This is a genomic window from Bradyrhizobium sp. B117, assembly GCF_038969555.1.
Classification (GTDB): domain Bacteria; phylum Pseudomonadota; class Alphaproteobacteria; order Rhizobiales; family Xanthobacteraceae; genus Bradyrhizobium.
Window position 1 is genome coordinate 593,579 of the sequence record NZ_CP152414.1, and the last position, 17,160, is coordinate 610,738.

Below are 17,160 nucleotides of genomic sequence, written 5' to 3' on the forward strand. Positions count from 1 at the left end.
GTGCTGTCATCGACTACAAGCGCCTGCTGAGCGAATTTCAGAGTCGGGGCGCGCTCCTGCGCGCGTTCTACTACACCGCGATCATCGAGGATCAGGAATACTCCTCGATCCGCCCGCTGATCGACTGGCTGGACTACAACGGCTACACCGTCGTCACCAAGGCGACCAAAGGAATTCATCGACGCCTCCGGCCGCCGCAAGGTCAAGGGCAACATGGACATCGAGCTCGCCGTCGACGCCATGGAGCTCGCCGAGCACATCGACCAGATGGTGCTGTTCTCGGGTGACGGAGCCTTCCGCTCCCTGGTCGAGGCCGTCCAGCGCCGCGGCGCGCGCGTCACCGTAGTCTCCACGACCGCCAGCCATCCCCCTATGATCGCCGACGAGCTGCGCCGCCAAGCCGACGTGTTCACCGATCTTATCGAGCTCCAAGCTAAGATCGGTCGGAATCCGTCCGAACGGTCGGTGTCGCGTGAGCGCGAGACGCGCTCTCGCTCGCACCAGGTCCCAGGGCGTGAAACCATCCCAGCGGTCAGGGGAAATGACAGCGTGCTCGAGGACTGAGTTGCGAAGAGACACCAGTCGTGTGATCCCGAAGTCCCTTACGACCGGCTGGTCGGCGCACGTGCTCATCCTTTCGAGTGAGCCGCGGAGACGAGCGCAACGAAAAAGCCCGGCATTTGCGCCGGGCTGATCGCTAATATAGTTCGGTTCTGAGCAACGGCCGAAGTAGACAAGACGCGGTCGCGTTCAGTCGGTTCGGATTCTGACATTGCAATGGTTGCGCAGGAGCTACGCATAGCTTGTTGCTACTCCGCGGCCCTCGCAACAACGCCCTCGCGATGGGCGGCAGGCGCCCTTGGACTCGCAGGAAGAGCCCAGCAAGGAAAATTCGGAGCTGATGTGAAGCCTGGGCCGCGTATCAGGCCGCCCAAGGCCACAAGCGGCCCGCTCGGCGGCATCCACGCCACCTCCCATCATCGAACGGCAGCAAGACCGCAGAGTGCGGCGCCGTGACGCTCCATTGATGCATGTCAAGCGTCTGGAGCCGGTTAGCGAAACCGTCACACCATGGACCGTTACACCCTATACTTCAGCCTAGCGCTGATCTGGTTGACGGTGGTCCTCGGTTGGCTGACTTTTATCCTGATGCATTGAGGCGCCTCGGTTCGCGGCCTCTCTTCCGCTGATGGGCCTATTGCTGACTTGTCCTCTTGGCCTGCATGGTCCGCTCCGAAGCTTGAGCGGAACGCCATTGTGGGGGCGCCGAGGGTAAGCCTTTGACCCTCAACGGACATGCAGGCATTGTCCCTCAGGAGGCCGCATTTCAAGTCAGCCAGCACGCTGGCTGCTCTCCGAAGTGCTACTCAGGCCTGTGCTAAGGCGCACAACGGGACATACGTGTGTTTGCCGCCTTTGAATTTTACGCCATACAGATGCTCGTCCTTCCACACAACTTTGCACCTCAGAGTACTCTTGAACCCGTCAACCGACAGGTCAAGCTCATCGGCGAAAATGCGGACCGGAGAGCTAAGGCAGGCTCCTTCTTCGCTGAGATTTCTCACAACACATGGATGAACTCCACGAATGTTGCCAAAGCGCAGCAGCGCGGGTTGATTGACTGAAAGCCGTTGTGAGGCACGACGTTCTTTCATCTTTTTCCTTCCGTGCTGATTTGGAGTGGCTTCCTGGCACGTCTGCGTTGCACTCGGCAGACCGTCGCCGGTTCATAGCGGCATGTTACGTAAGCGCAATTGGGAATGATGTTAAAGGCTGAGAGGCGCTATCGTTCCGACTCACGACCAACCATGTATTTTCTCTCAAATGGGGTCGGCTACTTGCTAATTCTTCGGCCAGTCTTTGAGCCGCGCGGAAGGCATCTATTTCGCGCTCAAAGACGAGGCCGCCGGGATCATTGACGTTTTCTGTACCGCAAAGGCCGAAGAAGAATCGCGCCATCTGAGCACCAAGCTAGCCGGAGGGTCCGTCTGGTGCTTTGGACGTCAAGCAGCCGTTGAGGAGCTGGGAAAGCGCCGTCACCAGCTGCACGGGCGCGAACGGTTTCTGAAGCATTATGCTGTTGGGAACGCCCTGTACCGGCCATTCGTCAGCAGCCACGCCGGACATATAGATCACGGGGAAGCTCGGGTCGACCTCACGTGCTGCGCGCGCCACCTCCCAACCGTTGAACCTTCCCAGCAGATTGATGTCAGTCACGAGGCCGCGGTATGTAACGAGTCCCCCTTTAAGGAGGGTCACGGCTTCCTCGCCGGTACTTGCGACAGCGGTCTCGAAGCCACCCTCGTTCAGCGCATCCTCCACAAGGCTCTGAATCGCGTCGTCATCCTCGATGACAAGGATGGATGGCATTTCCGTCAAGGCTTCCCCCAGTACTCACACGCTGGATGTTACAAAGTGCACAGAAGCAAAAGGTTCCATTGTCCGGGAAAATTTGGCATGCGGGATGTTTGGCAGGGCGCGACGCCTGGTCGGATCAAGCCGGAGATTTCGTCGCCTTAGACTTTTGGCGAAGGAAGCTGACCTCCAATTCCTCGCCATTCACTCGCTCAAGCTGGCATCGGCGATAGGCAAGTCCCGTCGAGGAGAGCAGAAGAAAGAACTCCTTCAAGGCTAGCCCTTCAATCGCTGCTTCAACTTGAAGGGTGGCACCGAGTTCAGACACATCTTTGAGGCTACACGAACGACGCCAGGTGCCGTCGATCGCCATCTTTGCGCTGGCAAGCGGTGCTCAAAGGTGACCCGTCGGCTTTCTTGTTCTTTGTCTTGACGCATGGGCAATTGAACCGTTGCCGCAAGGTAGTGAGAAGCAACTAAGGAAGTCGTAACCACATTCGGGAAAATTCGGCAAGTTGGTTCTAGGACGAGGGGCCAAACCAAAGATAAAGATGAGGTTGCCGCGTGAACGGTCTACTTCTGATGCTGTGGATGGCTCCTCCTCGGGCACGAGAGTGCCAAAGAGTGGGCGCCGTTTAAAGCTCCCACGATTCGGAGAAGCAGCCTATGCAGTCAATTTTCGACGACGCGCTGCGAGCCGGTCTGGTCCGCAGAGGGCGGCTGTTGCCTGGCTAATCGCCAAGCCGGCGCAAAAAAGACCGCCCGAAAGCGGTCTTTTAGTGCAACGCACCGGGCCAAACAAATTAATCGGGATCAAACGTACTCGGCCCAGGATGCCCGCAAGCTAACCATCATTCAGCTCGCGCTGCCTTACAAAAATAGTTGCAGTTCTGAAATGGAGAGAGTGCGCTTTGCCAATTTGAGAACGTGCGCAGGTCACGGGCAGACTGGCGTACTTCACGCAAAAACGGCTTCGGTTGTGAGACCGGAGCCACAGTCAATGGCCGCGTGGACCGCGGGGGAAGGGGACGACATCACCGCCCGCCGCTCGGATCACTGCCTAGGCCATCGCCATCGGGTCGAACGCCAGATTTGAGACCACCTCGGCCACGGATTGCTCCACCCCCTTTTAACATGCCAACACTGTGAGCCTTGGTCACTCCCGGCTGGCAGCTGAGCAGCCCGCGCGGCTAAGGTCCTCATTCCGAAGTATCAGCTTGCGGTCCGAGCTTCAGCTATCGAGTCTGCCTTTGGCGACTTGGCTACCATTCGGGATCGTCGAAGCTACCATAGTCCCGCACGATGTACTCCCGCGAGAAGCGCTCGACCGGTCGCCAGTGCTCGCGAATGACGATTGCCGGAGTCGGGGGCCGCCAATAGTCAGGCTGGATGACAATGGTCGGCGCCGGTGCATATGCATAGGCAGCGGGGACGCGCCAGCAGACGTCTCCCCTACACGCAATAGCGGCGGAGGCGCTCGTACTGGAGAGCCCAAGAAGACCGGCAGCAACGCTAGCGGCTAGAAGAGCGTTCCTGCCCAATGACCGGTTCAGCTCGTTCATGTTTCCCTCCTCAGCAACAGCGTTTCTTCTTTGCTGTCTCGAAACAAACCTCAGCAGAAACCGCCTAGTTTCAAGCTCCCAACATTAAAATTCACCTGACTTCCCAGGGCAGCGATCAAGTCCTCCAGCAAACTAGGATGCGCGGCAGACCGTTCTCAATGCACGATTCAAGAAAGAGCGCGGCCGACGCCCGAGCGTTCAGGTTCGTGTGCTGGGCCAACGAGGATTTTGTAGGCTCGCTCTGCCTGCTCCTTCGTCAAATTGGCTGCCCAGTCGGTCCCAACCAACGCCGGGCCCCGGCGCTCTCGATCGTAAACCATCCAACCGACGCGCCCCATCCGAACGATGAATCTGCACATTGGCGGTGCCCGTTCGCTCACCATGGCCTCCTGCTCGCTTGGCCATTCGGGAAAGGCCCGCCAGCGTGAACCGACGGGCTTAAGATCAACGCCACAGCGTGGGTGCATTCAGGGCCTCGCGGCCCACCGTTCTCAATGCGTCGCTCGAAAGCTGTCCCTGTGCCGCGGCCTCAAGGATCTTCGTCGCAACATGCGTTCGGGCGCCGACTTCGCTAACGGGGATGTTTTCGCAGACTTCTTCAAGGACTGCTATAAGGACCGCAGTAGTTTCAGCACTGAACATGCACCAACCTCAAAATAAGAGACCATATTGCACACTGCTCGCGCGGGGTATGTACGCCGGGCAGCGTTCGCAAATGCATTCCAGTCTGGGTACTGAAATCCCAACTGCCAGACGCTTGCACACGTCCGTCAAGGTTTTGTGACAAAGCGCGACGGTTGTGAATCAGCCAATCGTGTTGCCCTTTTTGGACCTTTCAAAAACTCCGCCGGCCTTCGTCGTCTTATGACCAGTCAGCTCCCTAAGGGTAACGGCTCGGTGAACGACACCATTTACCGCTTCCTCGAAGCGGGCCGGAAACAATTTGAGTCCAGCCTACCATCGTGAACGGAGGCGACTCAGATGCTTGCACTTAAAGTGGTTGGCGTTGTCCTTGGTGTAGGGATTCTGTTGGCGACGTATTCGGGTGATCTTGGCGCAGACGTTGTACTCGCCATCGTGGCTTGTCTCTCTTAACGCCACCGTAAATTTGCGGGGCGGCTTGGGGTGCAGTTAAAGGCAAGACGTCCGCTTTGCGGGTCTAAGCATAACTTCTCAGTCAATCAGAGTATTGCGGGCTTTGACCCCGAGCCGACGTCGACCAGCCGTCAGCTGCGCAATCGTTTGCGAGGCGATCCTGCGGGAGGCGGCCTGAAGTTTGTACCCTCTGCGCGCGTTTGAACTGATAATATAGGCAGCGTTAGGCTCAGCTCATTGCTCCTCGCTATAGCCGAGGAGGTACTCACGCGGCGCCGCGATATTATCGCCGGGCTGCTCGTCGCTGCGGCTTTCGGGGGCGCGCGGGCGCAACCGACTGCAACGAAGATCCCGCGCATCGGCTATCTAGGAACCAACATTGGTCCCGCCTCCCTGCCGCCCATCGAGGCGTTCCGCGAGGGGCTACGCCAACTTGGCTACATAGAAGGCAAGAACAGTGTGGTCGAATACCGCTGGGCGAGCGGTCAAGCGGACCCGCTCGCAGCCGCCAAGGCCGCGGAGTTGGTGCGGCTCGATCTCGATCTCATCGTTGGCTGCGAACACGACTTATATTCGTTCGCTGCGGCAAGCGGGCAACGCCGTCCCAACCGTATTCTGCTTCAGTGCCGACCCTGTCGCCGAAGGGATCGTCGCAAGCTTGGCGCGGCCAGGCGAGAACCTGACCGGCTTTGGGCTTTTTGGCCCGGAGATTTTCGAGATGTTGGCGCGAGCCGTGCCCAGCGCCAGGCGGATCGCGATCCTCTGGGATTCGACATACGAGCAGCATAAGGTCGCGATGCCGTCGATCGAGGTTGCGGCGCAGAAGCTGGCGGTCACATTGCAACTCGTGCCCGCCAGAACGGTCGAGGAGTTTGATACCGCGTTCGCTAGCGCTGCCGTTCCCGCTCTATCTCGTATCTTTGCCCTTGCTGTTGAATACGCTGCTGCTCTTGATGCCGCAGGTATTCAAGGTATTGATTCCTGATTATTTCCTTCTGTGAGTCTGATACAAAAAGGTTGGAAGGGTCTAAGGAACGTTCAACTTGCTCACGGTAGGCGTTGTCGTCGCGGTAAGCGATACCGGACCAGGATTGCTGGCGGATAGTCCTGTTCCAATCCGAAGCATGAACAGGCGATAGTATGATCAGGACAAAGACTAGGGCTATCGTAACGCGGTTCATTACTATTCCTCTCCTCTGCTTTCACTACCAGTGCCCCACCCGCAACCACAGGCAATAGTGACGTATCTGTCATTCCGCGATGGATAGGGCGCACGCCGAAGCCATGGTGGCGCCTGGCTCGTCGCTTGCTTACAGCCATCGGGCGCGTTTGGGCGACCTTGCGCGCGAGCACCGTCTGCCGAGCGTGCTTCTTAGCGATGCAGGCGGTCTCTTGAGTTACATGCCTAACATCAAAGCCATTTTCGGCCAATGCGCCGGTTACGTCGACAAGAAACCTAAGGGGCCAAAGCCTTCCGATCTGCCCGTCCAGGAGCCGACCAAAATTGATCTGATTGTCAATCTAAAGATCGCCAAGACGCTGGGTATCACAATCCCGCCTTCGATCCTCGCCCGCGCCGACGAGGTGATCGAGTGAACCTTGTATTTCCGGTTATGGCCCGAAGCGACGAAGTGTCCTGTGCGCTGTCAGGTCCGGTATGTGGGTCGGAGCGGACCCGTTGTGCTCGTCATAAGTTCTTCGGCGATTGACACATTGCGGACTTCGCCGCGCCGAGGGGGACGATAGGTAAGCAACGTATTTGACGTTGTTGAAATTCGCCTATCCTGGGCACAGAATGGCGCGGCCAATCGAAGGTTCAACCAAGCGAGGAGGAGACCATGCGCGTACCATTGACGACAGTGGCGGTTCTCGCGTTCTCGGGCACTGCGCTCGCACAGCAAGGCGGCACAGAACAAGAGGCGCGGGCGATGCTCGACAAGGCCATTGCGGCGGTCAAAGCGGATCAAGTCGTGGCCCTGATCAAGTTCACTAAGGGCGAGGACGGATTCCTCGATCGCGATCTTTATCCGTTCTGTTTCCGAATCTCAGACGCCAAGACGCTCGCGACGCCGAAAGCGGTCAAGGCTGGCACCGATGTTCGCACGCTCAAAGACAATAAGGGCGAAGCCTACGGCGAAGCGCTTTATGCCGCCGCGCAGAAACCGGAAGGCCAAATCACCGAAATCAAGCCATATATGTTTCCCAAGCCCGGCACCACGGAGCCGCTGTTTCCAAAAATCAGCTTCGTCACGAAAGTTGGCGAGCTAGGATGCGGTGTCGGTTACTACAAGTAAAATATCCGACAACGACTACAAGCAGCTCGAAGCGCTGGTAGGCAAAGTGACAGGATGGAGCGCGGATCGTGGTCGAGACCTTGGATGCCAACTATCTGCACCGCGATCCGGCTCTCGCCGAGAGCGCAATCCGAAAGCTTGAAAGAGGGGTGTAAAATCTCCCGAGCAATGACCCGACCGGACAAAGGCCGTACGATCAAACCGAGAGAAAGGCCCGCGAAATCAAAATATACGGACTCGGCTCGAGCCCGCACCAACGGTGCATGAGTCCGGTTATGGGCCTTCGCTGCTTATTGCAGCGCCGCGTGATCTCGGTCGTGAACGGGGAATAGCGGAAGCCGACGAGCGGCCCTCTATCGCAGAGGGCAACGCTCGTGACGCATAGCGGTCCTTGACACGCAGCCGATCGAAGGTGGCCCGTCTGAAGAGGGGCCGCTCTGCCTTTTGCTCCGGCGCCACTATTCAGCCAATGGACTCTCGTACGGATTGGCGCAATCCTGCAATCGCAAGTGGTCCAAGCGCAGGGGGCTAACTATTTAGTCAACCACCAGATATCGGGAGGACAACAACATGAGGACGCAGGGCAAGACGCTAGTGGCCTCCATCCTGGCTGCCGTGATATTCACGGCAACAGCCAGCGCTCAACAGGCGCCATCCCCACCTCCGATAACGCCTTATGGAGCGCCACTTGGGCTTGAGGCGGCCAAGAAAGTGATGGCTGCCGCGGAAGCGGAGGCCGTAAAGAACAACTGGGCAATGGCCATCGTCGTCCTCGACAGCACGGGCCACATGGTGATGTTGCACAAGCTCGACAATACCCAATACGGCTCTCTCATGGCTGCCGAGGACAAGGCACAGAGCGCGATTAACTACAGGCGCCCCAGCAAGGTGTTCGAGGATCTCGTGGCTCAGGGCGGCATCGGTTTGCGTTCCTTGGCACTCCGTGGGGCATCCCCGCTAGAAGGCGGCATTCCCATTAATGTGGATGGCAAGATTGTCGGGGCGATCGGCGTCTCTGGCGGGACGTCAGTTCAGGATGGCCAAGTTGCAAAGGCGGGTGCCGACGCAGCGAAGTGAAACCCGCCGCTTGCTCGCAATCACCGAGGCCATCCCGTCGGGCGGCCTCAACGCGTGCTCTATGTCGCTTAGTCCTCACGCAATTGGCCCACGTCCGTTGTTGGCCCGAAGCCGCCCATCGCAGCAACTCCCGCTTGGCTGCTCTTCCGAGCAGAGCGGACGTACGACAGAACTGACCCCCACAGCCCGTTTTGGACCCGTTGCGGACCATCCCTTTCACAAACCGTTCCTAGCTGCCGGTTCGTTCCTAATGCGGATTTGAATTTCGTCTGCGTTCATTTTCGGTTCATCCGTTCTGTTGAATCTACTTGGGCTAGCATTCCGAGCGGCCTCAGAGGGATGGCGACTGTTCCGGGATGTTAGGGACCCGCTGAGTCCCATTGAGAGCCGACGAGTGCGAGGAACGCGCCGATAGGGCTCAGGATAAGACGGTGGCCCACTCGCTCAGGAACGGCGCTGGGCAATGGCGCAGCATGGCGGTCCAAATGGACCTGTTGGAACGAGAGCCTTGCTTCCACCGGTTACGCAACCGGCCAGAGTGAGCCGGAACTACAGGCTGCCCATATGACGCGCGATGCATGGCTCTTCCGCCTAAAACGCGCTCTCGCGGTAAGGCCGCCTCAGTTGGCGGCCATCGCTGCCGTATCCCACGGCAGAGGATATGTCGGCTGTCAGACGTAGACCGGATCTAACTTAAACCGGGCCAAACCGTCGCGATTGACCCACTGTGGAACCTTCTGAGCCTAGTGAGACGACTTAACGGACTTGTACAAGCGCATCCGCTATCATCGCGACTTTGAAAGGTGCGGAGCCCATCCCAGGCGCTGCTCTTGCGCACAGAGCTGCTTCGCCGAAAATCGAAAGCATTAGGTCGGTGTAACCATCGACGATTTCAGCATGCTGCGTAAAGCTGGGCACAGCGTGGACCCGACCAATCATTTTCACAAACCTGACTACGCGATCCAATGTCCCCAAATGGTGCTTCGATCGCTAGTGTATTCAGGCCGACCTGTCTTGCCGCTACTATGCCTTGCTCAATTGTTAGTTCGCTACCAATTTTTCCCGTCACAGGAATGCCTTCGACCCGGGCAGGTCCATGCCCAGCAATGTGAAGCATATCGCCAAACAGAACCGCCTGAACGTATTTTCCGACCGTCCTTGGGTACTCTGGAAGTCTAATGCCTAGCTCAATAAGTCTCGCTTCCGCATTCATGTGGGTCTCCGATCAAATTCAATCTCGCAATACTGTCTCCGGCCCATAACAGGCAGACTACGCCAATCAACGATGTCGCCAAATAGCCCATCTGCGAAGTTGCGCCGTGTATGCCGGAGGTCCGCGCATCGCGCCCAAGCGGACCAGCTTTGCTCAACCTGAGTTCTTCGCATTTTGACCCAAGCACGACATTGCCCGTCTCTCGCTCCGAGGCTTCCAATCTGCTAATCTGAACCAAGACAACTCGTTCTCGGTCGTGGGGCAATCTATGAGGCGACGCGAGTTCATTGCGCTTCTCGGTACCACTGCATTGCCGTGGACACTCACGGCCCGAGCAGAGCCAAGACGGAAGATCGCCAAAGTCGGCGTACTCTGGCATGCCGGCAGCGCGGAAGAGGAACGGGAGTACCTCACCGTGCTCGTCAAGGCGTTCAGCGATCTCGGTTACATCGAGGGCAAGAACGTCGAATTCCTTCACAAGTTTCCCGCCGAGCAGCTTGATCGGTATCCTGTTCTCGCAAGGGAGCTGGTCGAAAGCAACGTCGACGTCGCCATCGCTGTAACGGCAAATGGCGCCGTTGCGTTGAAGCAGATCACAAGCACGATTCCCATCGTGTTTGTCATTGTGCCGGACCCGGTTGCCAACGGACTCGTCGCAAGTCTGGCGCATTCCGGCGGCAACCTGACCGGGCTTGCGCTGGTGTTGAATGACCTGTCCGGCAAAATTCTGGCGCTTCTCGAGGAGGCCGTTCCGAGCCTGTCCAGCGTCGCAGTATTTTGGGACTCCCCAGTTCGAGTAAAAGGGGGGATGCGGGTGGTGCCGGCCCTTGCGGCCGCGGCAAAGGCGCTCGGACTTGCGTTTCGTTCGATCGAAATTCCGGCTCCTGACGCCATCGAGCCGGCATTCGCACAAGCGCAGATCGATCACGTCGACGGTGTCGTTGTCATCGGAGCGATGTTGTTCAACGAGCGAGCCCGCGTTGGCGTAGCGGCCCTTGGGCACAGAATGCCGACGATCACTTATATCGCGGAAATGGTCCCGTACGGTCTCCTGATGTCGTACGGACAGGACTTTCCCGACTATTTCCGCAAGGCCGCCGGCTACGCCGACAGGATACTGCGCGGGGCCAAGCCCGCCGACCTGCCGGTCGAGCAGCCGACCCGCTTCAAGCAGGTGATCAATCTCAAGGTGGCCAAGGCCCTTGGGCTGGCGATTCCATCATCCCTGCTAGTCACCGCCGATGAGGTGATCGAGTAAGCGCTCCCTTGTTGCGGCGCATGAGTCCGAAAATGGCCCATCAGCGAAGTGGCGACACCCCTCACTGAGGTCGAGCTTAGTGGGGCGCAGCGGACGAGATTTGCTCAACGCAGGGGTGCTGCGTTTATGCGTAAGTTTCCAACCTCCGGAGTGGCTATGTTAAAGCGCTCTTCGCTTTTGGAATCACGGCGGTCCTTGCACTTGCACCCACCGTAGCTTCGGCGCAACGCGGCTTTCATGGCGCGGGTTTCACGGCGGCTGGGGCGGAGGCGGCTGGCGAGGCGGTGGATGGGGCTGGGGTGCGCCGGCCGTCGGGCTCGGGCTCGCCAGCGCCGCAGCTTGGGGACCCGGCTGGGGATGGGGACCGGGTTGGGACGGGTGTACGAGATGGCGTCGGGGCTGGGGCTGGCGCGTCGTTCCCGTGAACGTTTGTTGGTGACGATTGATGGAGGCCAAACCGGTAGGGGGCTTGCATCTTAAGCGATGCGAGCACGAGAACGGCTCATGGGAAAATCGTATGCGGGTGTAGCGCGAGATCGATCAGGACCGGCTCCCGCGCCGTCTCATTTGGCAGCTGTTGTTCCAAAACGCCCCGCATCCAGCGGTTTCAAATCCGGTGCCCAACTCGACATCGCTCAGGTCACGTCAGCTTCCTTTCCGCACCGGTGGTTCCGGCAGCTCGCCCGGCCGATAGTCGGGCAGGCGTCCGGCCGGAATAATCGAGAGCAGCGCCAAACCGGCCAGTATCAGCAGACCGATCTTCAACGCGCGCTGGCGCGCTTCCGTGTTGACCCGCACAGCTTCGGCGACCTGCGCCGGCGTTGCCGTAGTGCCTGACAGGACGGTCTGCAGCCGATCATTGCTGATGAAGTTGATGCTATCGAGATCCACCTGCGCCTGCAGCTCGGGCGTGAGCTTCGGGCTCGCCGCGATGCCGCCGAGCGCAATCGCGCTCAGCAGGCCAACCAGCAGTGCGCCGGCTGTAGCCGTTCCGACGGCGGAAGCGAGGTTTTGCGTGGTGCCACGCAGCGATCCGACGTCACCAGCGAGTTCCTTTGGCGAGGAGGTCACCAGCACGTTGAATACCAGCGTGACCAGCGAGCCCTGCCCGATGCCGAAAATGATCAGGCCGAGCAGCACCGGCCACTCATTCCAGTCGTTGCGGACAACGAAAGCCAGCCACACCAGGGCGATGGCGCAGAGCGTGAAGCCGTAGCGGCCAATCTGGCGCGGCGTCAGACGGCCGTAAAGCCGCACGATCAGCATGGCGGCGAAGAAGACCGTGAGGTTGAAGGGCATCATCGCGATCGCGGTCGCAATCGGCGTGCGGCCCTGCACGATCTGGATGTAGAGGGGGACTGTGAAATTGAGGGAGGCCTCGAGCGCGACGACGGCAAACATCGCATACACCGCGGCGCGTTCCTCGACCGAATCGAGAACCTCAAGAGAAAGCAGCGGGGTCTTTCCGGTTTGCTGGCGCCTGCGCGTCCACATCAGGAAACCCTGCCCGAGAACGATGCCGATCACGATCAGGATCGGCGCGGGCGACATCCCAAGCAGATCGAACGGTGCGTTCGGTGTCGCGAGCGCGAGGCCCCATCGGTTCAGATTATTGAATCCGAACACGGTGAAAACGATGGCGGCCGCGGCCAGCACGACGCCGACCATGTCGATGGTCACGTCGGGACGTGCTTCATCCGCCTTCAGTTTGAAGCTCAGCAGAAAGACAATGGCCGAAACCGCAATCAGAATCCCGAACACCGGGCGCCATCCGATATAGGTGCCGAGGATACCGCCGATGATGAATGCGAGCACACCGGCAGCCGCACGTGCAGAACCAAGCGCGCCCACGGCCGTTGCCTGCTGCTGCCCTGAATAATTCTCTGCAATCAGCGCGACCAGGGCCGGCACGATCACGGCGGCGGACGCCCCGATCAGCCCTTGCGCCGTGATCATCACCGTAGCGGTGGGACTCAACGTCATCAAAACCTGGGAGGCGCAGAACACCACGACGGCGATCCGAAACACCCGGCTCGGACCGAAGCGCTGAAGGAGCTTCGCGCCAAGCATCACCAGGCCGGCTACGAGCATCCCGTAGACTACGATGCCGGTCGCTACCGTCGTCGGCGGAACGCCGAAACTCTCCACCATGCCGCCCAGCGACACCGGCAGCGCCGCGACATTGAAGGACATGATCATCTGGGAGAGCGCGATCGCGATCATCGGCAGCCAGGAGGCGCGCACCTCGGTCTCAGCGTGCTGGGCTGGAATAGCTTGTACCGACATGGCCGATCTCCTGTTCGAGGATCAGCGCAGCGGAGTACGCGGCGCGTCACGTTTCAGCGTTCGAGACGAACAAATCCATCCCCAGGCTCTGCGAGAGGAATTTAGCGGCAAGCTGCCCCTTGACGCTGTTGCCGGCGGCGTCGAGCCGCGGAGCAAAGGTTCCGAAGCCGCCCTTGCCGGGTGACACCGCAACTATGCCGCCGCCGATGCCACTCTTCCCCGGTAGCCCGATGTCGTAGAGCCAGTCTCCGGAGGTTTCGTACAATCCCGCCGTCGCCATCGCGGCGAGCGTGTAGTGGCAAACGGACACGTCGACCACGCGCTGCCTGGTCAGCGGATTGACGCCGCCGTCAGCGAGCGTTGCGCCCATCACCGCGAGGTCTTTTGCGCAGACGTTGAGCGAGCACTGACGGGTATAGAGGTCGGTCGCTACCTTCGGATCGCTGTAGATGCGATTATAGCTCTGGAGCAGCCGGGCCAGGCCCCGGTTGCGGAAGTTGGTCGCCGATGCCGAGGCATAGACTTCCTCGTTCAGCGGCAGGGTTCGCCCGGCGAATTTCGACAGGCCCTCATGGATGAACTTCCATTTGTCCGCTTCGGACGCGCCCGGGACCAGACTGGTCGTCGCGATCGCGCCTGAGTTCACCATCGGGTTGGTCCGCGCCTCCGGCATCTGCTCGACCGCGCCGAGCGAGTTGAATGCAAGGCCGGTGGCGTTGGCGCCAAGCTTGTCGCGCGCTTCCTCGGGCCCGATGACGTCGCACACTAGCGCGAAGACGAACGGCTTGGACACGCTCATGATCGTGAAATCGTAGTCGGTATGTCCCGCCGCGTAGATTTGCCCGCGGGTGCCCGCGATGCACACGCCAAACAGGTCGCTCGGCGCTCGCTCGAGCGCCGGATACACCTTGGAGTTCTCGCCCTCATTGTTCGATCGGAAACGGGCGTGCGCTTCGCGCACGAGGTCCTGCACCGTCTCGGCTTCAGGCAGATGCCCGGTCGATATGTAGGGCCAGTGCCCGTGCTTAGGCGGCGAGAACGTATCCATCACGTCAGATCCTGTCAGGCAATGGCCGGGCACCCGGCCGACCCGGCACCCTGTCGGGGAGCGGCCGGGGACGCTGCATTCCCGGCGGGCCCGGCTTCGGCGGACGAGCCACCGGGCGGCCTGGGTGTTGCCATCCGTGCCAGCCGGCGGGACCACCCCAGCCATGACCGCGCCGCCAGTTAAAGCCGCACCGATACCAGCCGGCGCCGCGCCATCCGCGGCTGTACCAACAGTAGCGGTGGCCTCTCCAGCGGAATTGGACAGTCTCCGCAAGCCGAAGATCATCGGCGGCCTCATGCAGGCCCAGCGGTCCTCCGACAATTCCGGCATGCGAGCGACTGCCCGTCGTCGTCACCCCTGCCAACGCAGCCGCAAGAGCGAGCATCCAAAAATTCGATTTGCGCACGATTTCCTCATCGGCTCTTGCTCCCAGGAAGAGAACTCGCCAAACGGCAGACCCGAATGCTCGGTCGGCTCTTTCGCAAGCGAAACTGAACAACACCTATGCCGCTCGCGCGCTGACCCGGCGCTGCGGGTCAGCGACAAGGACGTCGGGGGGCTGCTGTGACGGCGAAGACTGCTTTGGGGTTGAGCTCCAACCCAGGCCTTTGCCTCACACGCCTAGGCAGCCTTGGCTTGGGTAGCGGCGGCAAGAGTGTCGCGGAGATGCTGTTCTTTCTTTTCATCGAGAGAGGTTTTCAGGACGGTCCCTCCCGCGTCCTTGATTTCGTTGAGGACCTTGTCTGCAGTCATGCTCTTGATCAGCAGGAACAGAACGGCATCCCCGGATTTCACCTTCGAGCTGAGGTCCTTCATGAACTGGTCGTTTATGCCGAAATCGGTCAGCGCGCCGCCCAATGCGCCGGCGCCGGCACCAAGAGCTACGCCGATAAGCGGATTCAGGAACACGATTCCGAACAGCAGCCCCCAGAAGCTTCCTCCTGCGGCGCCCGCCATGGTCGTGCTCACCAGTTGATTGAGTTTGACCGTTTCGCCGGTTTTTACTGCGATCACCGCATCTTGGATCGCGATCAGATATTCTTTCTGGAGGTTAAGGATTTTCTGTCGAACTTCTTCTGCTTTGGCCTCGGATGGATACACGATCGCGACTAGATCCGACATGGAACTCTCCCGAACGATGTGGTGTCCCGCCCCTCCACGCACGCTGGAGCGTGCGCCCGAAACCTAACACCGAACCGAGAAATCCTTGCCTCAAACGCGGCCTGCCTATTCACAATTACGAGATGTGATGCACTCTCAACGCAATTGAGTAATCATAGCTGCCATATGCGCTGGTGGGGCTAGTGGGAGGTTCGGATAGCGCGAACTTGCAACGAAAAAAGCTGCCGCGGGCGCGGTAACATGGCCGCCGCCTCTCTTAGCCTCATCGCGGAAGCATGACAGTTATGGTGCTGCAGCATTCCGAAGTGAGTGCTCCTTTCGGGCGATCCTCATTCTAGCTGGCAGGGCGTAAGGTCTGCTGCTCTCCGGTTCTAGCCACCTCCGGCCGACCCGGAGCGCAGGCGGCCTCGCCATGTGTAACAGCGTTGGCGGGGCCGCTGCGTGGTTGGACACCGGCCCGTTCATCCGGCCTTCATGAAATAACCGCGAGAGACAAGCCTTACGGACCGAGCTGTTTGACCGCGAGGGCGGCGATCTCTCGCGCTTTGCGAGTAGGAGCGGCGGCCCCAATATCAAGGACCTTGCGGGCTACGATCTCGCAGATCGGATCGTTGCGATCAACCAAATGCAACCCCCGCAAGGCTAAATCGAACGCCTGTCTCAGTCGTTCGACTTCGTTCGGAGGCAGCTCCCTACCTTGCAGTAGTCGATTGATCGGCATTAGTCCCGCGCCCGCTTTAGCCGGGGATAAACCGGAGGCGCTCCGGCATTGCTCGAAACGGCACTACTCAACCCGGACATAGGAAGTTGGGGCTCCATTCCAGTTGGCTTGACTGCCAAGCCAGTGAGCAACAGGCTGTTTTACGTTATCACACCGAGACCTGCCTTCAATGTCAACGCGAGAAGAACATCTTAAACGGAGCAAGGAAGCCGCGCTCGCGCTTCTGAGCGCCGGCCGCATGCGCGAGGCGGTTTCTTCGAAAAAGCCCAAGCAGCGCATTGCCTCATGAAATTCATGCATTCGGCATCTGTGCTGCCGCGGCTGGCGACACAAGGGCGGTGCGAGAGTACATCGAAGGCTTTATCTGATATCCCTCGGCTCTATGCCCGCCGTTGCTCCGATGCTGCCTAGCTCGAAGCTCGCCCGAGGGTCGGCCTCGGTGTAGACCGGAAACAGCTTGGAGACGGGCGGACCGCCGATCCCGCCCCGAAGCGGACGAACCTCTTTCATGTTGCGTTAGACGCCGAGTGCCGGACTATTCCGAAGCCGGTGCCCTAGATTGCTCACTGCTCAGTCTTAAAAAGCAGTACTATTGGCTGCCGGATCATCGGCAAGCAACTGAGAGGAAGTCATGAGAATACAACATTCGATGACATTGCTCGCAGGCATCGCAATCGGCGCCATCGCTGTCCAGGGCCTCCACGCTCAAGGGGCCAAGCTGAAAGCATACGTCATCAGCGAAAATGAAATCCTCGATGCGTCGGCCCAAGCCGCTTACCTGCCTGCGGCCCGCAATCTGATAGCAGACGCTCATGGTCGCGCTTTGCGTACTGCGGCCGGAAGGGTTATTCAGATAGAGGGGGGCGCACCCCCCAAGAGTGCAGCACTCACCGAATGGGACAGCGTAGATGACGCGGTGGCATTCTATAAATCGAAAGCCTGGGCGGCCCTTGCTCCCCAGCGTGACAAGGCAGTCAAGGTCGTGCGCAGGTATGCCGTCGAAGTCGAGAAATAGCCCCCAGACCGCGTGCCGCAATAACCGACCAGGAGGCCGCCCGCCTTGGCGGCCTTCCTTCCAACGTCGACAGCGCGGCTCGCTCGGAACGGCCTAACATACGGCCGCTTCACT

At 59.7% G+C, this 17,160-nt stretch carries 12 protein-coding genes and 2 pseudogenes; 7 read left to right on the forward strand and 7 right to left on the reverse strand.

From position 1 onward, the window contains the following. Positions 1–8: 8 nt before the first annotated feature. Positions 9–564 (forward strand): annotated as a pseudogene (locus AAFG16_RS02810) (NYN domain-containing protein); the annotation flags it as partial. 803 nt (positions 565–1,367) lie between these two features. Here AAFG16_RS02810 and AAFG16_RS02815 read toward each other — a convergent pair. The 3 genes and pseudogenes from AAFG16_RS02815 to AAFG16_RS02825 all read right to left on the reverse strand — a co-directional run bounded on the left by AAFG16_RS02815 (position 1,368) and on the right by AAFG16_RS02825 (position 2,793). Continuing rightward, positions 1,368–1,655 (reverse strand): PilZ domain-containing protein, encoded by a 288-nt coding sequence (locus tag AAFG16_RS02815; protein WP_342737113.1) that lies wholly within the window; start codon positions 1,653–1,655, stop codon positions 1,368–1,370. A 316-nt stretch (positions 1,656–1,971) separates the two neighbouring features. Further along, positions 1,972–2,370: a response regulator gene (locus AAFG16_RS02820; protein ID WP_342740839.1), complete on the reverse strand. Its 399-nt coding sequence runs from the start codon at positions 2,368–2,370 to the stop codon at positions 1,972–1,974. Between the two features lie 124 nt (positions 2,371–2,494). Then, positions 2,495–2,793, reverse strand: a pseudogene (locus tag AAFG16_RS02825) (hypothetical protein). A 2,769-nt stretch (positions 2,794–5,562) separates the two neighbouring features. Between AAFG16_RS02825 and AAFG16_RS02830 the strand changes: the two are divergent. The 4 genes from AAFG16_RS02830 (at position 5,563) to AAFG16_RS02845 (ending at position 8,383) form a co-directional block, all read left to right on the forward strand. Beyond that, positions 5,563–5,997, forward strand: coding sequence for an ABC transporter substrate binding protein (locus AAFG16_RS02830; RefSeq protein WP_342737115.1), 435 nt, complete (start codon positions 5,563–5,565; stop codon positions 5,995–5,997). Positions 5,998–6,272: 275 nt separating this feature from the next. Further along, positions 6,273–6,608 carry an ABC transporter substrate binding protein gene (locus AAFG16_RS02835; protein ID WP_342737117.1) on the forward strand — a complete coding sequence of 112 codons (336 nt, stop codon included), beginning with the start codon at positions 6,273–6,275 and terminating at the stop codon, positions 6,606–6,608. Positions 6,609–6,850: 242 nt separating this feature from the next. Then, complete coding sequence (locus tag AAFG16_RS02840; RefSeq protein WP_283085592.1) at positions 6,851–7,306, forward strand: cache domain-containing protein; 456 nt, start codon at positions 6,851–6,853, stop codon at positions 7,304–7,306. Between the two features lie 570 nt (positions 7,307–7,876). After that, positions 7,877–8,383 carry a heme-binding protein gene (locus tag AAFG16_RS02845; protein ID WP_283081124.1) on the forward strand — a complete coding sequence of 169 codons (507 nt, stop codon included), beginning with the start codon at positions 7,877–7,879 and terminating at the stop codon, positions 8,381–8,383. A gap of 892 nt (positions 8,384–9,275) precedes the next feature. On the opposite strand, the gene AAFG16_RS02850 is transcribed toward AAFG16_RS02845, so the two are convergent. After that, entirely contained in the window at positions 9,276–9,596 is a 321-nt protein-coding gene (locus AAFG16_RS02850; RefSeq protein WP_342737121.1) for a RidA family protein, read from the reverse strand. A 268-nt stretch (positions 9,597–9,864) separates the two neighbouring features. Between AAFG16_RS02850 and AAFG16_RS02855 the strand changes: the two genes are divergently transcribed. After that, complete coding sequence (locus AAFG16_RS02855; protein WP_342737123.1) at positions 9,865–10,854, forward strand: ABC transporter substrate-binding protein; 990 nt, start codon at positions 9,865–9,867, stop codon at positions 10,852–10,854. A 645-nt stretch (positions 10,855–11,499) separates the two neighbouring features. Here the strand turns inward: AAFG16_RS02855 and AAFG16_RS02860 are convergent. The 3 genes from AAFG16_RS02860 to AAFG16_RS02870 all read right to left on the reverse strand — a co-directional run bounded on the left by AAFG16_RS02860 (position 11,500) and on the right by AAFG16_RS02870 (position 15,310). Beyond that, the gene (locus tag AAFG16_RS02860; protein ID WP_342737125.1) at positions 11,500–13,098 is read right to left on the reverse strand and encodes an MFS transporter; all 1,599 of its coding nucleotides are present in this window, start codon (positions 13,096–13,098) and stop codon (positions 11,500–11,502) included. An 88-nt stretch (positions 13,099–13,186) separates the two neighbouring features. After that, positions 13,187–14,473 (reverse strand): glutaminase A, encoded by a 1,287-nt coding sequence (gene glsA / locus AAFG16_RS02865; RefSeq protein WP_342737127.1) that lies wholly within the window; start codon positions 14,471–14,473, stop codon positions 13,187–13,189. A 336-nt stretch (positions 14,474–14,809) separates the two neighbouring features. Next, entirely contained in the window at positions 14,810–15,310 is a 501-nt protein-coding gene (locus tag AAFG16_RS02870) for a DUF1269 domain-containing protein (RefSeq protein ID WP_342737129.1), read from the reverse strand. Positions 15,311–16,662: 1,352 nt separating this feature from the next. Between AAFG16_RS02870 and AAFG16_RS02875 the strand changes: the two genes are divergently transcribed. After that, positions 16,663–17,046: a DUF1330 domain-containing protein gene (locus AAFG16_RS02875; protein ID WP_342737131.1), complete on the forward strand. Its 384-nt coding sequence runs from the start codon at positions 16,663–16,665 to the stop codon at positions 17,044–17,046. Positions 17,047–17,160 lie beyond the last annotated feature (114 nt).

Excerpts from the sequence above, each read along its gene's own strand:
- AAFG16_RS02815 (WP_342737113.1), bottom strand. The coding sequence starts at position 1,655 with ATGAAAGAACGTCGTGCCTCACAACGGCTTTCAGTCAATCAACCCGCG.
- AAFG16_RS02820 (WP_342740839.1), bottom strand. The coding sequence starts at position 2,370 with ATGCCATCCATCCTTGTCATCGAGGATGACGACGCGATTCAGAGCCTT.
- AAFG16_RS02835 (WP_342737117.1), top strand. The coding sequence starts at position 6,273 with ATGGATAGGGCGCACGCCGAAGCCATGGTGGCGCCTGGCTCGTCGCTT.
- AAFG16_RS02840 (WP_283085592.1), top strand. The coding sequence starts at position 6,851 with ATGCGCGTACCATTGACGACAGTGGCGGTTCTCGCGTTCTCGGGCACT.
- AAFG16_RS02845 (WP_283081124.1), top strand. The coding sequence starts at position 7,877 with ATGAGGACGCAGGGCAAGACGCTAGTGGCCTCCATCCTGGCTGCCGTG.
- AAFG16_RS02850 (WP_342737121.1), bottom strand. The coding sequence starts at position 9,596 with ATGAATGCGGAAGCGAGACTTATTGAGCTAGGCATTAGACTTCCAGAG.
- AAFG16_RS02855 (WP_342737123.1), top strand. The coding sequence starts at position 9,865 with ATGAGGCGACGCGAGTTCATTGCGCTTCTCGGTACCACTGCATTGCCG.
- glsA (WP_342737127.1), bottom strand. The coding sequence starts at position 14,473 with ATGATCTTCGGCTTGCGGAGACTGTCCAATTCCGCTGGAGAGGCCACC.
- AAFG16_RS02870 (WP_342737129.1), bottom strand. The coding sequence starts at position 15,310 with ATGTCGGATCTAGTCGCGATCGTGTATCCATCCGAGGCCAAAGCAGAA.
- AAFG16_RS02875 (WP_342737131.1), top strand. The coding sequence starts at position 16,663 with ATGAGAATACAACATTCGATGACATTGCTCGCAGGCATCGCAATCGGC.